This window comes from Lysinibacillus parviboronicapiens (assembly GCF_003049605.2).
Classification (GTDB): domain Bacteria; phylum Bacillota; class Bacilli; order Bacillales_A; family Planococcaceae; genus Lysinibacillus; species Lysinibacillus parviboronicapiens.
In genome coordinates, this window is the sequence record NZ_CP073713.1 from 3,124,048 (window position 1) to 3,140,665 (window position 16,618).

General features: G+C 38.1%; 18 protein-coding genes. 12 read left to right on the plus strand and 6 right to left on the minus strand.

Annotation, left to right across the window (positions count from 1 at the left end):
* Window positions 1-265 precede the first annotated feature (265 nt).
* The 3 genes from C9J31_RS15050 to C9J31_RS15060 all read right to left on the minus strand — a co-directional run bounded on the left by C9J31_RS15050 (window position 266) and on the right by C9J31_RS15060 (window position 3,279).
* A complete protein-coding gene (locus tag C9J31_RS15050) occupies window positions 266-871 on the minus strand; it encodes a superoxide dismutase (protein ID WP_107950185.1) in 606 nt (201 codons plus the stop codon).
* Window positions 872-1,102: 231 nt separating this feature from the next.
* Window positions 1,103-1,582, minus strand: a complete 480-nt coding sequence (locus tag C9J31_RS15055; protein WP_107950187.1) for a DUF456 domain-containing protein — start codon at window positions 1,580-1,582, stop codon at window positions 1,103-1,105.
* Window positions 1,583-1,647: 65 nt separating this feature from the next.
* Window positions 1,648-3,279: a Na/Pi cotransporter family protein gene (locus C9J31_RS15060; RefSeq protein WP_107950189.1), complete on the minus strand. Its 1,632-nt coding sequence runs from the start codon at window positions 3,277-3,279 to the stop codon at window positions 1,648-1,650.
* A gap of 193 nt (window positions 3,280-3,472) precedes the next feature.
* Between C9J31_RS15060 and C9J31_RS15065 the strand changes: the two genes are divergently transcribed.
* The 4 genes from C9J31_RS15065 to C9J31_RS15080 all read left to right on the plus strand — a co-directional run bounded on the left by C9J31_RS15065 (window position 3,473) and on the right by C9J31_RS15080 (window position 6,188).
* The gene (locus C9J31_RS15065; protein ID WP_107924585.1) at window positions 3,473-3,982 is read left to right on the plus strand and encodes a DUF1189 family protein; all 510 of its coding nucleotides are present in this window, start codon (window positions 3,473-3,475) and stop codon (window positions 3,980-3,982) included.
* 52 nt (window positions 3,983-4,034) lie between these two features.
* A complete protein-coding gene (locus tag C9J31_RS15070) occupies window positions 4,035-4,379 on the plus strand; it encodes a hypothetical protein (RefSeq protein WP_054768290.1) in 345 nt (114 codons plus the stop codon).
* A 96-nt stretch (window positions 4,380-4,475) separates the two neighbouring features.
* Entirely contained in the window at window positions 4,476-5,591 is a 1,116-nt protein-coding gene (gene ispG / locus C9J31_RS15075) for a flavodoxin-dependent (E)-4-hydroxy-3-methylbut-2-enyl-diphosphate synthase (RefSeq protein ID WP_107924584.1), read from the plus strand.
* Window positions 5,592-5,603: 12 nt separating this feature from the next.
* Entirely contained in the window at window positions 5,604-6,188 is a 585-nt protein-coding gene (locus C9J31_RS15080) for a 5' nucleotidase, NT5C type (protein WP_054768289.1), read from the plus strand.
* Window positions 6,189-6,398: 210 nt separating this feature from the next.
* Here C9J31_RS15080 and C9J31_RS24010 read toward each other — a convergent pair whose 3' ends face one another.
* Complete coding sequence (locus tag C9J31_RS24010; protein ID WP_268807922.1) at window positions 6,399-6,527, minus strand: hypothetical protein; 129 nt, start codon at window positions 6,525-6,527, stop codon at window positions 6,399-6,401.
* A 195-nt stretch (window positions 6,528-6,722) separates the two neighbouring features.
* Between C9J31_RS24010 and C9J31_RS15085 the strand changes: the two genes are divergently transcribed.
* The 7 genes from C9J31_RS15085 (at window position 6,723) to C9J31_RS15115 (ending at window position 13,220) form a co-directional block, all read left to right on the plus strand.
* A complete protein-coding gene (locus tag C9J31_RS15085) occupies window positions 6,723-7,217 on the plus strand; it encodes a hypothetical protein (RefSeq protein WP_107950191.1) in 495 nt (164 codons plus the stop codon).
* 150 nt (window positions 7,218-7,367) lie between these two features.
* Entirely contained in the window at window positions 7,368-8,558 is a 1,191-nt protein-coding gene (locus C9J31_RS15090; RefSeq protein ID WP_107950193.1) for a YbfB/YjiJ family MFS transporter, read from the plus strand.
* Between the two features lie 383 nt (window positions 8,559-8,941).
* Window positions 8,942-9,361, plus strand: a complete 420-nt coding sequence (locus C9J31_RS15095; protein WP_238602131.1) for a MerR family transcriptional regulator — start codon at window positions 8,942-8,944, stop codon at window positions 9,359-9,361.
* Between the two features lie 32 nt (window positions 9,362-9,393).
* Window positions 9,394-10,728 carry a hemolysin family protein gene (locus C9J31_RS15100; RefSeq protein WP_107924582.1) on the plus strand — a complete coding sequence of 445 codons (1,335 nt, stop codon included), beginning with the start codon at window positions 9,394-9,396 and terminating at the stop codon, window positions 10,726-10,728.
* A gap of 149 nt (window positions 10,729-10,877) precedes the next feature.
* Complete coding sequence (locus C9J31_RS15105; protein ID WP_107924581.1) at window positions 10,878-11,282, plus strand: hypothetical protein; 405 nt, start codon at window positions 10,878-10,880, stop codon at window positions 11,280-11,282.
* 168 nt (window positions 11,283-11,450) lie between these two features.
* Complete coding sequence (locus C9J31_RS15110; RefSeq protein ID WP_107950195.1) at window positions 11,451-11,894, plus strand: helix-turn-helix transcriptional regulator; 444 nt, start codon at window positions 11,451-11,453, stop codon at window positions 11,892-11,894.
* A 591-nt stretch (window positions 11,895-12,485) separates the two neighbouring features.
* A complete protein-coding gene (locus tag C9J31_RS15115; protein WP_107950197.1) occupies window positions 12,486-13,220 on the plus strand; it encodes a metallophosphoesterase in 735 nt (244 codons plus the stop codon).
* Between the two features lie 38 nt (window positions 13,221-13,258).
* On the opposite strand, the gene cyoE is transcribed toward C9J31_RS15115, so the two are convergent.
* Window positions 13,259-14,209, minus strand: coding sequence for a heme o synthase (gene cyoE / locus C9J31_RS15120; RefSeq protein ID WP_107924579.1), 951 nt, complete (start codon window positions 14,207-14,209; stop codon window positions 13,259-13,261).
* A 307-nt stretch (window positions 14,210-14,516) separates the two neighbouring features.
* Here cyoE and proC point away from each other — a divergent pair, with 307 nt between their 5' ends.
* Window positions 14,517-15,317: a pyrroline-5-carboxylate reductase gene (proC, locus tag C9J31_RS15125; RefSeq protein WP_107950199.1), complete on the plus strand. Its 801-nt coding sequence runs from the start codon at window positions 14,517-14,519 to the stop codon at window positions 15,315-15,317.
* Window positions 15,318-15,871: 554 nt separating this feature from the next.
* On the opposite strand, the gene C9J31_RS15130 is transcribed toward proC, so the two are convergent.
* Window positions 15,872-16,525, minus strand: a complete 654-nt coding sequence (locus C9J31_RS15130) for an alpha/beta hydrolase (RefSeq protein ID WP_107950310.1) — start codon at window positions 16,523-16,525, stop codon at window positions 15,872-15,874.
* Between the last annotated feature and the right edge of the window lie 93 nt (window positions 16,526-16,618).

Below are 16,618 nucleotides of genomic sequence, written 5' to 3' on the forward strand. Positions count from 1 at the left end.
AATTACTGTTTAAATACACGATATTAAGTATACCATCCGAAGTACCGACAGAAAAGCATACTCTTGAGTGAAAGCATCATTTATTTGACGGCACTTTCATAAAAAAGTTTCTTACCATTGTAAATTAGTGAATTTGGGGGATAAATCACAAAAAATACTCGATAAAATTTAAAGTTTAGGCGATAAATCAAGAAAGTACTCAATAAATCAAAAAAGCTATGCCACGGTGATTTCGCACCTTAGCATAGCTCTGTATTAGATAATATTATTTTGCAGCTTGGAATTTAGCTTCTACTACATCCCAGTTTACTACGTTCCAGAAAGCACCGATATAGTCTGGTCGACGGTTTTGGTAGTTTAAGTAGTAAGCATGCTCCCAAACGTCTAAGCCTAGAACAGGAGTTTTACCTTCCATTACTGGAGAGTCTTGGTTTGGAGTAGATGTTACAGCTACTGAGTCACCATCAACGATTAACCATGCCCAGCCTGAACCAAAACGAGTAGTTGCAGCTTTTGCAAATTCCTCTTTGAAAGCGTCGAAAGAACCGAATTTAGCATCGATTGCTTTTGCCACTTCACCAACTGGTGTATTTGAACCGCCTGGAGCGATTAATTCCCAGAATAATGTATGGTTAGCATGTCCGCCACCATTGTTACGAACCGCTGTTTGTTTATCAGCTGGAAGCGCATCGATGTTAGCGATTAATTCGTTAATATCTTTTTCTGCAAATTCAGTGCCTTCAACTGCTGCGTTTAAATTTGTTACATAAGTATTGTGGTGTTTAGAATGGTGAATTTCCATTGTTTTTGCATCGATATGTGGTTCTAATGCGTCATAAGCGTAAGTTAATTGTGGTAATTCGTAAGCCATTGTTAAGTTCCTCCCTAAAATAAAGAAATAATTAGTACATCCTTAGATTATCAAAATTGGTCAAACCATTCAATGAAAAATACCTCAAATCCAAGATTTCAGCCTTTTGACTGAAAAACCAATTCAATTACTATCATTCCCGCTCTTTTGTTTTGTTAAACATACCATCAATTCGATGAACGTTTTTGTACTCGTTGTCTCACTCTTGCGAAATAGCCGCATTTGTCAACGTTAAATAGCGATAAAGAAAACTACAATCATGACGACTTGAATAACACCTTTTGCTACAGTTGATGTTAAAAAGCCAATCAGTGAACCAACACCACTTTTTACGGCCTCACTTACTGTACGACGTTCCACTGCTAGCTCTGCAATCACAGCACCTAAAAATGGACCAATTAATATCCCGGCAAATGGGATGACGAATGGGCCAATTAATAAACCAATTGTACTTCCCCACATGCCCGCATTCGAGCCACCAAATTTTTTTATACCGAATGCATTTGCAACCGTATCAGCGCCGAATAATAATACTACAAATAATATTTCAATTACCCAGAACCACCAGCTTAAATCAGCAAATGAGAAAAACAGTCCATATAGTAAAAAGCCTCCGACTAGAAAAATTACACCAGGTATAATCGGATACACTAGCCCTACAAAAGATACGATAAAGCAGGCGATTACTAATATCCAGCCAACAACTTCCATAAAATCTCTCTCCTTTGCCTCACATTGACTTTTATACGTAAAATACTATAAAAAGTTTCACAATTTTAATGGCGAATACCTAAAATAGAATCTGCAATGTTAACGGCATGATCGCCAATACGCTCTAAATTGCTGACAATATCCGTGTAGACTATGCCTGCTGCACCGCTGCATTCATTCGTATTTAAACGCGCAATATGTTTTTGTCTTAGTTTATCCTCCATATCATCAATTAGACTTTCTAATTCAGTTACTTCTTGCGCTAGGCTAAGACTCGCTGTATCAAGTGCTGCAATACTTTTACGTACCGCTTCTATCGCCAAACTAAACATGCCAATTAAATCCTGTCGCGCTGATTTACTTAAACTTACTTCATGGTGATCCTTATACTGTAGAAGTTCTAAAATATTTTCGAAATGATCACCAATACGTTCAAGATCTCGTACATTCGTTAACAATGTATGATGACGTACCGAATCTGCCCGAGACAGCGGTTGCTTAGACACCATCACGAGATAGTTAGTAATTTCTTTATCTAAATGATTAAGTGCTACTTCTAATTGTAGGACTGTGGGGATATGCTCTGAATCACCCGTTTTCATATATAAAAATGTTTCTTCCAAACCACGTAATGCATGGTCACCCATACGTAAAACCTCTTCTTTCGCCTGACCAAGCGCAATAGCCGGCGAAGAATCAATGAACGTCGGATCAAGATGTTTCGTCGTAACATCAATATTTCCATCGTGCCCTGGCAGTATTTTTGTTACTAGAACGGCCAATCCGCCAATAAAGGGTAATTGAATCAACATATTAAAGACATTAAACGAGCCGTGTGCGACAGCTATTTGCATGCGCGCTTCTAAATGGAGCAGCCCGCTTATCCATTGAACATAGTGCATAAATGGTATGAAAAATACCATAAAAATCACTGTCCCAATGATGTTAAAAAGGACATGTGCCGCCGCTGCTCGCTTGGCATAGATGGAAGCACCCAGTGAGGCTAATACTGCGGTAATCGTTGTGCCGATATTTTCGCCAAATAAAATGGGTAAAGCACTTTCCAATCCAATTAAATGTTCAGCATATAAACCTTGTAGTACACCGACAGTTGCTGTTGAGCTTTGAACAAGCAGCGTAAAAATTGTACCAAGAAACACGCCTAAAATCGGTTGGTTACTTAGAAGTATCGTTAATGAAGCAAAGTCAGCTAATTGATGGAGCATCTGCATACTAGCACTCATAAGCTCAAGCCCTAAAAACAGACCGCCAAAGCCAAATAAGACTTGCCCAACATGATGATAAATTGCTCTTTTAAAGAAAAATAAAAATGCCGCTCCAATCGCGAGTAGCGGATAAAAATAAATGCCAATATCAATACCGATAATAAATGCCGTTAATGTCGTACCAATATTTGCCCCCATTATTACACCAATTGCTTGACGCAATGTTAAAAAGCCAGCACTCACTAGTCCAACTGTTATGACTGTCGTTGCAGAGCTCGACTGAATACAAACTGTTACGATAATACCTACTAATACACCCATTAACGGATTTGTCGTAAAACGATTCAACCATTCGCGCAGTCGGTCATCTGCGGATTTTTGTAGCCCTTCCCCCATTAATTTAATGGAAAATAAAAAGACCCCTAAACCGCCTAAAAATTGAAATAGTATGCTTTGCCAATCTATTGTCAATTGTATTCGCTCCAATTCCTTGTCTCTACTACTCTATTTCTAATCTTTAAATGAAAAAGTACAAAAAGTAAAGAAAACCTTTAACTTCTTTACATAATGTTAACATTTTAGCATTTGTTAAACAGCCAATCGAAGTCAATTCATATCTTGTCCCAGATGAACATGTTAGAATATCGATTGGAGGTGATATTTTATGAAACACTCACAACTATTTATCGACAGTCTGATTCATCCTAAAAAACTAGCTGCTTACCGTCTACTGCCTATCGGTAAGGTTATTCAATACACCTTTTTACTAGTGAGCTTTGTCACAGTTTTCTCATTTGGACGTTTTACAGCTGGTGTGTCTATCAATACCATCGATTTTAGCGGTTTGACGGAATACATAGAAGATATTAAATGGCTATTATATCCGGCGACATTCATCTTGCTATTTGTCTTTACAACCATGCTTATTTTTGCGCAAATCGCCATTTATGCATTGGCTGGCCACTTTATCTTAAAGGTGATGAAACGCCGTGGAGAATACCGTCATATATGGCGTACAACTACATTCGCAATTACTTGGGCGACTATCTTGAGTACACTTTCAGAATACTTGCCAATTAGCAATACAATTATCTCAATTTTATCGCTGTTATTAACCATTACTCTATTAATTGTCGCCTTTACAAAATATCCAAAACAACCAATTGCAAAATAGTGTGCATGAATCCCCTCTCTTCTCAATATAGTGTAGAAAAGGAGGGGATTTTTTGCGTGCCTTAATTTTAACAGCCATTATTATAGTTATCGCCTTTGTTGTAAAAATAGATTTAACAGAAGGGACATTACCCCTTGCTGCATTTTATCCAAAAGATACAGCAAACGCACTTTGTGAAGACCAACGTGAGCCAAATTATCTCAGTGTCCAAACCATTCAAGGAGATACTATCCATAGCTTATTTGCTCTACATCCTGCAAAAGTACCCATGACCTTTCCTGAACGACTACAGCTCTTTTACGAATTAAACCCACATTTACAGTTGCAGGCTCTTATTCCAGGTGAAAATATTAAGCTTCCGCTCTCTTTTGCATTCGAAAACAACTGCGGAAAATGAAAAGTTAACGTTTCTTCCTTGTCCTTATTTTCTTACACTGCTAAAATAAATGACAGTGACGGCTGAAAGTAGTGGCCCGAAAAGGAGAGAAAGTTAATGAGTGAAATTTGTCACCGTTCAAAAACACGTCCTGTACGTGTCGGTAATTTAACAATAGGTGGTAGTAATGAATTATTCATTCAAAGTATGTGTACAACAAAAACACATGATGTCGAAGCAACAGTTGCAGAAATTCTTCGACTAGAAGAAGCAGGCTGTCAAATCGTTCGTGTCGCAGTACCTGATGAGCGAGCGGCTGATGCGATTGCAGAAATCAAAAAACGTATCCATATTCCATTAGTAGCTGATATTCACTTTGACTATAAATTAGCATTAAAAGCGATTGAAAATGGTATCGATAAAGTCCGTATTAACCCAGGTAATATCGGTCGTAAAGAAAAAGTAGAAGCAGTTGTCAACGCTGCAAAAGCTAAGGGAATTCCTATTCGTATTGGTGTAAACGCTGGTTCGTTAGAGCGTCATATCTTAGAAAAATACGGTTACCCAACAGCAGATGGCATGGTAGAATCAGCTCTTCACCATATTAAAATTTTGGAAGACTTAGATTTCCATGATATTATCGTGTCGATGAAAGCATCAGATGTCAATTTAGCAATCGAGGCCTATGAAAAAGCTGCAAAGGCCTTTGATTACCCGCTTCACCTTGGAATTACTGAATCAGGAACTTTATTTGCAGGTACAGTAAAATCTGCTGCTGGTCTAGGTGCAATCCTGTCAAAAGGAATCGGTAATACACTACGTATCTCCCTATCAGCAGATCCAGTTGAGGAAGTAAAAGTAGCACGCGAACTATTAAAATCATTTGGTTTAGCCTCTAACATGGCTACACTTATTTCTTGCCCAACATGTGGTCGTATTGAAATTGACCTCATCTCGATTGCCAATGAAGTAGAAGAATACATTTCTAAACTTAATGTACCGTTAAAAGTCGCAGTTCTTGGTTGTGCGGTAAATGGACCTGGTGAAGCACGTGAAGCAGATATCGGTATCGCTGGTGCACGTGGCGAAGGTTTATTATTCATGAAAGGCAAAACAGTACGTAAAGTTCCTGAAAAAACAATGGTTGAAGAGTTAAAGAAAGAAATCGATAAATTAGCTGCTGAAATGGCAGAAAAGCGGGCGGCTGAAGAAGCAGCGAAAGCCAATGCTTAAGGAGGTACTAGCATGAAAAAGCCTCGTTTTGGTATCGATATTGATGGCACTGTGACATGTCCTAGTACACTCATTCCACATATTAATAAGCAATACAATGTCAATATCACGTTAGATGATGTGTGCGAATATGACTTTTTGTCTGCATTTCCACATCCTGTGGATCGTATAGCGTTCAATACATGGTTTAAAGAAAATGAACCCTACATGTATGAAGTATCAGAGGCTGCCAAAGATGCTAAAGATATTTTAAATGCTTGGCGAAATAACTATGAGTTGTATTACATTTCTGCACGAGGTGACAATGTAGCGGATATTACGTTGAATTGGTTTAATTCGCAAGCGATTCCGTACGATCATATCGAATTAATAGGTAGTCATGATAAGCTGGCAGTAGCGAAAAAACATGGCGTTGAGGCATTCTTTGAGGATAAGCATGATAATGCGGTTATGCTCGCTGAAGAGTTAAAAATACCTGTCGTATTATTTGATACACCATATAATCGCCTTGTTGTACCTGACAATGTTGTGCGTGTTTACAACTGGCAAGAAGCCAATCAATTTATTACAGATTATTTTAAGGAACAAATACGCTAAAATGTAGTAAATATCCCTTGACAAGTGCGAGCAATAGGTAAGCACTTTGCCATTATTGGCCAAGGAATCGAAGCAACATCGCGGATGTAGCGTTTTTGCCAAGACGATCATCATGCTCTAAATTATTCATCGGCCTTACCAATAAAAGAGTCGTGTTCACATTGCTGAACACGACTCTTTTTTATAACGAACAAAAGCCCCTTCAACAACTTAAACCTCAAGTATCCCTCGAACCCATCGATCAACAAAGCTTTCAAATGTAATACCATAGTTTTCATAAATTGCGTGATACACAAAATAAGTTCCTAACCTTTCAAGTATTTCATCATTAATCTTCATAACAAACAGCTCCTTTTCTTTGGAAATAAGTTACGAAGTTTTGAGATTTTTTTACCTGCCATGGACAACATCACAATTAATGACAACGCGTATCGTTGCAAAAACGACACAAACTCATCTCCCCATGCCCTTTTCTCCTGTTTTCCTTTTCGCTAATATAGAAAGTAACAACTTGCTATATTGGAGGGATTATTAGTGAAATGGATAACAAAAGTAGCTTGTGTGTTATGCCTTTCTACATTACTGGTAGGCTGTAGCGAGCGATTAACTGAAATTAAAGATGCCGCATCTGGCATTACTTCCGCAGCAGACTCAGCAGCTAATGCTGTTAGTCGAGATGTTCACGCTATTAGAGCGATAGCGATTGACTACAACGACAAATCATTTACGATAAACGACTTATTCAAAACTATTTTACGTGACGTACGCTGGGATTATGACGCTAAACAAAACGAGCTTCAAGTACAAGGCACTTGGCAACCACCATTATTTTCTGAGCAAGGCTGGAACCAAGATAAGCAAAAACAGCTAGCAGAAACTGGTTTGGTTACTGTTACGTGTGTGATTGACGGCGATAAAATCGATAGTACTCTCACAGATTTAAAGCTTGTCTATAATAATGAAATAATGTACCAAATGAATGGTGAAGAGGCTCTTCATTACCTCTATGATACATACTTACAAAAATAAATTTCTTAGCTTTTCTAGCGATTCTTTCGTTAAGAAAAGTTTTTTTATGCAACACTCTACTATGCAAAGCTTAAATGTAATACCCCTACTACCTAATCTACTATATACTAAAATAATCGCTTTACATTTTTACACAAAGGGGTTTTGGCTATGAATAAAAAGCATGCTGGCATTTTACTGGGGGGTGTTCTGTTGCTTATCATTGCGATGGGCATCAGTCGTTTCGCGTTCACACCGATTTTACCGTTTATGCGGAGGGACGCGGGCTTCACATTAGAAACAGCAGGTTATTTAGCATCAAGCAATTATGTTGGCTATTTTGTGGGGGCATTATGGGCAGGATTTTTGTTTAGACGCAAAAAATTATTTTTATTAATCAGTGTTATATTAAATATCATATCGGTTATTTGGATGGGCTTAACAGAAGCTTTCTTCGTATGGATGTTATTGCGTTTTATTGCTGGGGTTACAGGGGGCCTTATTTTTGTATTAACTTCCAGTATTATTATGGATTACCTAGCGCAGGTTATATTAACAAAATGGTCAGGCTATTTATTTAGTGGCATTGGGCTTGGTATCGCAATTTCAGGCTTACTTGTGCCTTACTTAGAGCTATCCTACACATGGAAGGGAGCATGGTTAGGACTAGGTATACTTTCACTTGCTTTCTTCTGCATCACAGTTGTCACATGGCGCAATTTAACCATACAAGATGGTGCCAAGCAAGTGTCTTCCACTAGTGACAAGATGACAGTGGGCTTTATGCCTTGGCTGATTGCTTCATATGGTTTAGAGGGGCTTGGCTATATTATAACAGGCACCTTCTTAGTGGATATCATTCATAATATCCCTGCATTATCAAGCTATTCTACATATAGTTGGGTGGTAGTAGGATTGGCTGCTGTGCCATCTGCCCCAGTATGGATAATGTTGTTATCAAAATATTCACCAGTAACCATATTATCGGTCGCTTATGTGATGCAGGTTGTCGGCATCATTCTACCAGTCTTTTCACAAACGGTTGCAAGCGTACTTGTTTCAGCGTTTTTATTTGGGATGACTTTCGTTGGTATTGTAACGATGACCACGTCCTATGCAAGACAGGTATTCCCTAGCCAAAGCAATGCAGTCGTTTCTGTGTTAACTACTTTTTATGCTTTCGGTCAAATTATCGGACCGATTATTGCAGGTAAACTAGCCGCTCATTTTAATAGCTATAAAGCTGCCTTACTGTTTGCAGGAATAATGGTTTTTGCGGCATTAGTGATCATGCTCATTGGCCATTACAAAACACATATACGTTTGGAAAGCCAAAATAATGGTACATCTATCGAAACATAAAAGACGCGCTGTCTCAAAAGTAAAAACAACATGCCCGTAATCCTCATGGCATGCTGTTTTTTTTGAGACAAAGGGTCAAGACCATGTTGCCTCTATGGCACAGCAAGCATAACGATAGTGAGGAAAATAACAGCAACGAGCGTTACGGCTTGTGCCCTGCCCTCCTTGTTCCCTTCTTGAAAGCTAATTAGTATTGGTTGGAGAATCTTTGGGTCAGCTCTATTTTATGTACTAACTTTATTTGCACAGCAAAAATGGCATGAACCATCAATCATGAATTTAGCAAATACGTTGTTAAATAAATCTACAATTTTGAAATATTCAAGCCTATTATTTGAATTCTATAAAACCATCACGCTATAATCAAAGTATCACGTGATGGTTTGGGAGGTGTTTGTATTGGGACAGAGAAATTAAGAATTGGCGAGTTTGCAGAAAAAACGGGCATTACCAAAAGAACAATTGATTACTATACAAATATTGGCCTGTTAGAAGCTGAACGATCTGCATCAAATTATCGCTATTATGCACCTGCAATGGTTGAGCGGCTGCATTATATCGAGCGACGCAAACTGGAGGGTCTTTCACTTGAAGAAATACAACACGAACTAAACATCACGCCATATGAAGAAATAGATGTCCAAATGCTTCGCTTGAAAATGCAAGATTTAGAGCATGAGGTAACGTCTCTCCTTGCGCAGATGGATAAACAAGACCAAAAAAATATACAAACAATAAAAAAAAACGTTTCGCCTGAAAGTATTGCACTAATGCAATCCTTACTACTACTCATTAATAATTAGGAGGTGACGTTCTGTTTTAACAGAACGACTATTTGGAGACCATACTTAACTTATCGATTTTTACCATTTTATTAGCATTAACAGGCTTTTTCGTCGCAACGGAATTCGCCATTGTAAAAGTACGTTCCTCAAGGCTTGACCAATTGATTGCGGAAGGCAATAAAAAAGCGATTTCTGCAAAACATGTCGTCGATCACTTAGATGAGTACTTATCGGCGTGCCAACTTGGTATTACGGTGACAGCCCTTGGTATCGGGATGGTGGGTGAAAAAACCTTTGAATTTATGCTGCATCCCCTTTTCGATATGGTCGGTATTTCCGATAAGTACATGACAATTTTCACGATTGGTTCAGCCTTCGCCATCGCAACATTCCTACATGTTGTTGTCGGTGAATTAGCACCAAAAACAGCTGCGATACAAAAAGCAGAAAAGATTACACTACTTTTTGCTAAACCAATTATGGCATTCTATAAACTAATGTATCCATTTATCTGGTTCTTAAATGGTTCAGCTCGTGTTCTCGTTGGCTTCTTTGGTATGAAGCCCGCTTCTGAGCATGAACTATCCCATACAGAGGAAGAATTACGTCTATTGCTCTCTGAAAGTTTTAAAAGCGGTGAAATCAATAAAAATGAGTTGAAATTCGTTAATAATATCTTTGAATTTGACGAACGTATTGCACGCGAAATTATGGTGCCTCGAACAGAAATCGTTGGTATAGAAAAGAATGAAACGTTTACAAATATCATTCACTATATCGCTTCCGAAAAATATACACGCTATCCCATTTATGACGGCGACCGTGATAATATTTTAGGCTCACTTAACTCAAAGGAATTATTCACCCGTGGATTGATTGAACAGTTAACAGACGACTCATTAGTACTTGAAGATTTTATTAACCCTGTTATTCATGTTATTGAAACGATTCCAATTCAAGAATTACTCGTACGTATGCAAAAAGAACGTATTCATATGGCTATTTTAATGGATGAGTATGGTGGTACGTCTGGACTAGTTACAGTTGAGGATATTTTAGAGGAAATCGTCGGTGAAATTCGCGATGAATTTGATGATGATGAAATTGCTGAGATTCGAAAAATAAGCGAAAATCATTATATTCTAAATGCTAAAATGAGTGTTAAAGATGTAGAAAATTTATTAGGTGTGGCACTTGATGCAGAAGAAGTAGAAACACTAGGCGGCTGGTTTTTAACAGTGAATAATGGTAACAAAATAGCCAAAAACATTGAACTTGCTCCATATGTATTTAGTGTCTATGAGCAACAAGGTCACCAGCTACATTATGTAGAGGTTCGTCCTTTACGAAAAACTGCACCTATCGTAACAGAAATAACAAAATAGTATTAATATTTTATTGATAGTTTATATCAAATTTAGCTTCCATCACCCTGTACCTATAGGGCTATTCTATCCAAATACGCTTGACTTGTTCCATTATTAGCCATCCCCCTATATAATAAATTATGATTCTATTCTCAGGGGGCATTGCTATGAAATTATTCAAGCTTTATCATTCGGACGGTATTCACATTATTACCGACGTTAAAAAACACAAAACAAATATTGAATTAAAAACCATTACAGGCGAAGTATTATATATAATCGTTGTGACTGACGAAAACTATACAGTATACGACGATCGTTTTGCGGGTGCTTCAAAGCAGTTAAATTCTGTGGAAGCATTTGATATTGACGGTAGCTTCCGGAGCTTGGACTTCGATACAATGCGCACATTATTCAAAGAGGCATTCACAAAACTTTTACAGGAAATCGCTGAGTGCGTAAATGACAGAGACGAGCTAGTAGATATTGATACACTTCGTCATAAAGTAAGTGCTCAAATTAAAGGCATTCATTTCAGAGTCATCTCTGATACGAAAAAATACGAATATTAAAAGCCTTTTCCCATGATACCTATCATATAGACTGCTCAATGTGTACATACCGCATTTGAGCAGTCTATTTTTTTAGTGTGTATTCTACCGACATCAGCCAGTGACGCTTACGCTGTTTGGGCTTTCATGTATAATGGAGCTTAATAACCTGAGAGAAAGGGTGTTTGGATGAATCGTGAACAATTAATCACACTTGTTACAGAAAAACTAAAATTAATTCGAACAGAAAAAGCATTAACTCAAGACCAAATGAGTGATTTACTAGGCCTTTCCAAAAAAACGCTTGTTCAAATTGAAAAGGGCCGTATTGAAACAGGCTGGACAACAGCGGTTGCCGTTTGTGCACTTTGCCGCGATAGCACCGTTTTACAACATGAACTCGGTGGTGACCCACTTGAGGTCGTTGATTTAATCGCCAATCACGGGACATTGCAACCGAAAGAAAAAACAATGGGCGGCTACATATGGTGGAAAAATCTTAGCGAACGCAATGGCTATCGTCTGCAGCAGAACGTTATCAGTAATCATTATCGAATTTTAGATACCAATAACTACTGCCTTCTCTCTTCATTTGATGAGCAAATCGCTATGCAAGTATGGAAGAAACTTTAAGGTTTATAGTGATTTATGTAAACATACTACGCTAATATAAGCCCACCCTTTCAAGTGAGGCTTATATTAGATAAGCATACAATATACGGGGAATGGCTTATCGTTAATGCATTATTGAAATAACCTTCCTATGAAATGCCACAGTCAATAGCTGGACCTTTGATTGTTGTCTATCTGTATGAAGATGCTGAAAGCTTTATTAAACGTTTCCTTGTTATCTCCCTGCTAGTTCCTTATTGCCCACTCAATATAAAGGTTGTAAATATTACTTTTCACTAGATTTCATAGTCCTCCTTGTCATTGTTTTTGCGCCTCCTCCTTTCCTATACCAACTCTATAGACGAATGAATAAAGAAATGGAATCCTCCTGACATATGATACAGTGCAAGTACTATCAAGAGATTTACAGTGAGACCATTCGTTAGTACTTATAGTCGCTTGTTCTTACTTGAATGTCTTATTTCCTCGCTGTTTTCAAGTAGTAGGTTTAGCAACTGGCACGGCGTGCTAAAAGATAGAACAGTCGAATTTTGTAAAACATTTCTCTATACTTATTAATAACTGTATTTATACTGGAAAGGATGCTATTTTATGACACGAATATTAGCAATTAGTGATATACACGGAGAATTAGACCTTTTTGAAGAATTATTAGTAAAAATAAACTATGATGCCCAACAAGATCAGCTATTTTTACTTGGTGATTATATCGACCGTGGGCCTTCATCTAGCGGCGTTTTAAATTTAGTTGGAGAACTACAGACACAGGGTGCTCGTGTTTTGCTCGGAAATCATGAAGCTATTATGTTAAAAGCCTGTCGCTCAGGCATCCCTAAATCTTGGATGCACTGGATTAATCTTTGTGGTGGAGATAAAACACTAGCTAGCTATGGTTATCAGGTAGAAGACTTTGTAGATGCCATTGCCACTAATACATTACCTAGTTTTATTCAAACTTTACCTAAGCTTGAAGAACATTTACAGTTGATTGAAACATTTGAAACATATATTGAATTAGAGGATGTTATATTCGTGCATGGCGGTGTAGTGCCTGGTTTAGCTCTGGAAGATACAGACCCCTTGCAGCTTTTATGGATTCGTGAAGAATTTCATACAGGCTATGAAGGGGAAAAACCAGTGATTTTCGGACATACCCCAACCTATAAACTGCACCACGACCCTGCCAATTACACGGTTTATTTCGGGGAAAATAATATCATTGGAATTGACGGTGGTGCAGTATTTGGTGGACAGCTACATGCATTGGAATGGCCGAGTTGCCATATTACATCCGTAGAAAAGGAAAAGCCAACAAGTGAAGAATAACTTGTTGGCCTTTGCTTCTAAATTTAATATTACTACTCTTAATATAGTTTAAATATAACTCCTACCAACGAGTAAATGATTACCGTTGAAAATAGAATTGTCATATGAAATAGGGAGAAGACAAACATTTTTGTCGCCCACTTCACTTGATCCTTATTACTATGATAACCGTAAATACTCATCACAAGCCATGCGACACTTAGTAATAAAGCAACGAGCATAATACCAATACTCAACGTGCCAAATAAAAAGCTTGATAAAATCAGTAAAATTAAATAAAAGTTCGTTTGATAGTATGTGCGACGCATCCCTTTAATCACAGGTAGCATCGGTACACTTGCCGCTTCATAATCCGCGCGTTTACGAATAGCAATGGCATAGAAATGTGGCATTTGCCAAATCACCATAACAAAAAATAGCCCGATTAAGGCAGGGTGCGTAATATCAGAAGATACAGCGGACCAACCGATTAATGGAGGTACAGCTCCTGAGATACTACCGATTTCAGTATTGTAAATCGTGCGGCGCTTTGTCCACATTGTATAGGGCACTACATATAAAAAGACGCCTAAGAATCCAAATAGTGCAGCAAGTGGAGAAGCAAATGCTAGCACTCCTACGCCACCAATAAGCATAGCAATGGCTAACATCAAAGTTGTTTTCGCAGTCATTTCACCAGTGACAGTCGGACGATTTTTCGTACGTGGCATAATGGCATCAATATCACGATCATACACATTATTAAATGCCCCAGCTGCCCCGATAACGAGAGCAGAACCAATTGTTGCAAAAATTATTTCTGGCACATTTGCCATTAATGTCATTTTATTTTTATACATACCTAGCGCCAATCCAGCCCACATAGGAATTAAATTAGATTTTATAATCCCAGTTTTCACTGTCTGCGCCAAAATATCAGAGCGCGAATGCTTCTCTAAAGTCGTTTCTACAGATTGTGGATTGTGCTCCGTTTTTAGATTCTGTTCCATTCATCTTAATTCCTTTTCTCTCATAATTTCTACACGCCTTCCTCCCCCGATAGAAAGCGACAAATTTTGCATCAAACATATCAAATTATTATTTTACCTCTTTTGGAACGGCTATGTCTCAAAGTTCACATAAAGTACATGATTTCGTAAATGGTAGATGCCTGTCCATGTCACAACTCCTTCTATGATACCACCGTCTGACATGAATTTGAACAGTATTGCCTTCATTCCTGCATATTGCTATTCAAGAAAAACATTCTGTTCTATACTTATGTCTATGTTCTACTAAACGAAGGAGTGTTACCAAGTGAAATACGGATTTATTGGCCTAGGAAATATGGCCACAGCCATTATTAAAGGAATGTGCAATAGCGGCGATTTCCAGTCCCATTTTATATACGGCTATAATCGTACAAAAGCAAAAACAACAAAATTAGCAACTTCATATGGCATACAAGCAACAGACTCTATTGAAGAGTTAATGTCGCATTGTGATGTTATTGTTTTAGGCGTCAAACCACAGATGCTACCAGATGTTTTACCTGTAGTCAGAACGTACTTACAAGAAAAACATGTGATCGTTTCCATTGCTGCTGGGAAAAATATAACGTATTTTCAGGGATATTTATCTGAGGTCACACCTATTATTCGTGTGATGCCCAATATTAATGCCCTGATCGGTGCATCGACAAGTTGTTATACGGCTAGCGAGCAAGTACCAAATACACAACTTCAGTTGGTTACGACATTATTCGAAACCGTCGGTACAATTATCGAAGTACCTGAACACTTATTCTCGATATTTACAACAATTGGCGGTGCTTCTCCAGCATTCACCTATATGTATATTGATGCATTAGCTCGAGCAGCCGTACGAGAAGGTATGCCTAAAAATATGGCCCTCGAAATTGCCGCAAATGCGGTACTCGGCAGTGCCAAAATGATTTTACAATCACAGGAGCACCCATGGTCACTTGTCGACCAAGTATGTTCTCCAGGAGGTACGACTATACAAGGTGTATCATCTCTACAAAGTAATCATTTTGAAACAACGATTCATGATGCAGTGGCTGCAGTAACCGATAAAGACCGAAGCCTATCGAAGTAATGCACAAGCCGCTTCCCTCTTAACGGAAGTCGGCTGTAATATTTTTATAGCATCATGACTCACAACTATGACCATTTAATCTCGTAGAAAAAATTAGCGCAATTTCTCTAGACTCGCAGTAGCTGCAATAATTTGTTTCGATGTCGTACAAGTTGTTTTAATCTGATATGTTAGTTTATTACTACTTTCGCGATCAGCATATATTAGATAGGGCGATAATACGTTGGTCTTGTGACAAATTAAAAATAGAGGCTGGGACAAAAGAGAAAAAAGTGTTAGATTGACTGATGTCGATCTAACACTTTTTTGCTGTGAACGTTGATGTCCACTACGGCGGACGCTTTCCGGGGGCGTGGCCTGAGCCTGTAGTCTCAGGCGTCACGCTAATCCCCAGGAGTCGCCGCCTTCGCAACCATCAACTAGTGCTCTCTTCTAAATTTTATTGATGCCAAAAGGAAGAACGTCTAATTTTTTCTTCATTTTAGATAGCACAAATTTAATAATACCTTTGCTCCTCTTTCTTAAAATTTAATGTTTTGTCCCAACCTCGTTTTTTAATGTATGTTCTCTTGTAATTCTTGTGCTAAAAAAATACCTATATCTTGCATATTCTCTGGTGTGACACCATGGCCATCTGGGTACTGTTTGAACGTAACTTGTGCACCAAATTGCTCGAATAATTCCTTACTTTCAATGCCCCACTGTGATGGTATAACATAATCATAATCACCATGTGAGATAAATATCTGTAGATGATTAACTGGACGAATAGCATACTCTTCTGTAACAAATTTTGGTATGTAGCCACTAAGTGCGACAACCCCACGAATTAAATTACCCATGACGAATGCCAAAGATTGCGCTAAAATCGCTCCTTGGCTAAAGCCTAAAACGTAAACTTTATGTGGGTCTATTTGATATTCATCAATTGCTTCTAACATAAAACGTTGCAGAGCCACTAACACCTGATCAAAAATCGCACGATCTGGCTGACCAATTTCTTGTATTGTAAAAAATGCATAGCCCGGCTTTTGAGTGATTGGACCACGTAAACTGAAAATGTGACACTGCTCTTGAAAATTTTGTACTAATTGTGGTAAGTCATCCTCATTACTCCCCATACCGTGTAGTAAAAAGATTGCTGGGTATTTTTTATGTGGTTCCATATTGGACGGTTGTGTATGTTTAAATGTAAATGGTGAATTCATGAACAAAATCCCTTTCAAATAAAATTACTCCTATCTTACCATATTCAATAATTCCCCTGCACATATGTTGGTTTATTTACTACACATAAAAAA

Excerpts from the sequence above, each read along its gene's own strand:
- C9J31_RS15050 (WP_107950185.1), bottom strand. The coding sequence starts at position 871 with ATGGCTTACGAATTACCACAATTAACTTACGCTTATGACGCATTAGAA.
- C9J31_RS15055 (WP_107950187.1), bottom strand. The coding sequence starts at position 1,582 with ATGGAAGTTGTTGGCTGGATATTAGTAATCGCCTGCTTTATCGTATCT.
- C9J31_RS15065 (WP_107924585.1), top strand. The coding sequence starts at position 3,473 with ATGAAACACTCACAACTATTTATCGACAGTCTGATTCATCCTAAAAAA.
- ispG (WP_107924584.1), top strand. The coding sequence starts at position 4,476 with ATGAGTGAAATTTGTCACCGTTCAAAAACACGTCCTGTACGTGTCGGT.
- C9J31_RS15080 (WP_054768289.1), top strand. The coding sequence starts at position 5,604 with ATGAAAAAGCCTCGTTTTGGTATCGATATTGATGGCACTGTGACATGT.
- C9J31_RS24010 (WP_268807922.1), bottom strand. The coding sequence starts at position 6,527 with ATGAAGATTAATGATGAAATACTTGAAAGGTTAGGAACTTATTTTGTG.
- C9J31_RS15090 (WP_107950193.1), top strand. The coding sequence starts at position 7,368 with ATGAATAAAAAGCATGCTGGCATTTTACTGGGGGGTGTTCTGTTGCTT.
- C9J31_RS15105 (WP_107924581.1), top strand. The coding sequence starts at position 10,878 with ATGAAATTATTCAAGCTTTATCATTCGGACGGTATTCACATTATTACC.
- C9J31_RS15110 (WP_107950195.1), top strand. The coding sequence starts at position 11,451 with ATGAATCGTGAACAATTAATCACACTTGTTACAGAAAAACTAAAATTA.
- C9J31_RS15115 (WP_107950197.1), top strand. The coding sequence starts at position 12,486 with ATGACACGAATATTAGCAATTAGTGATATACACGGAGAATTAGACCTT.
- cyoE (WP_107924579.1), bottom strand. The coding sequence starts at position 14,209 with ATGGAACAGAATCTAAAAACGGAGCACAATCCACAATCTGTAGAAACG.
- C9J31_RS15130 (WP_107950310.1), bottom strand. The coding sequence starts at position 16,525 with ATGAATTCACCATTTACATTTAAACATACACAACCGTCCAATATGGAA.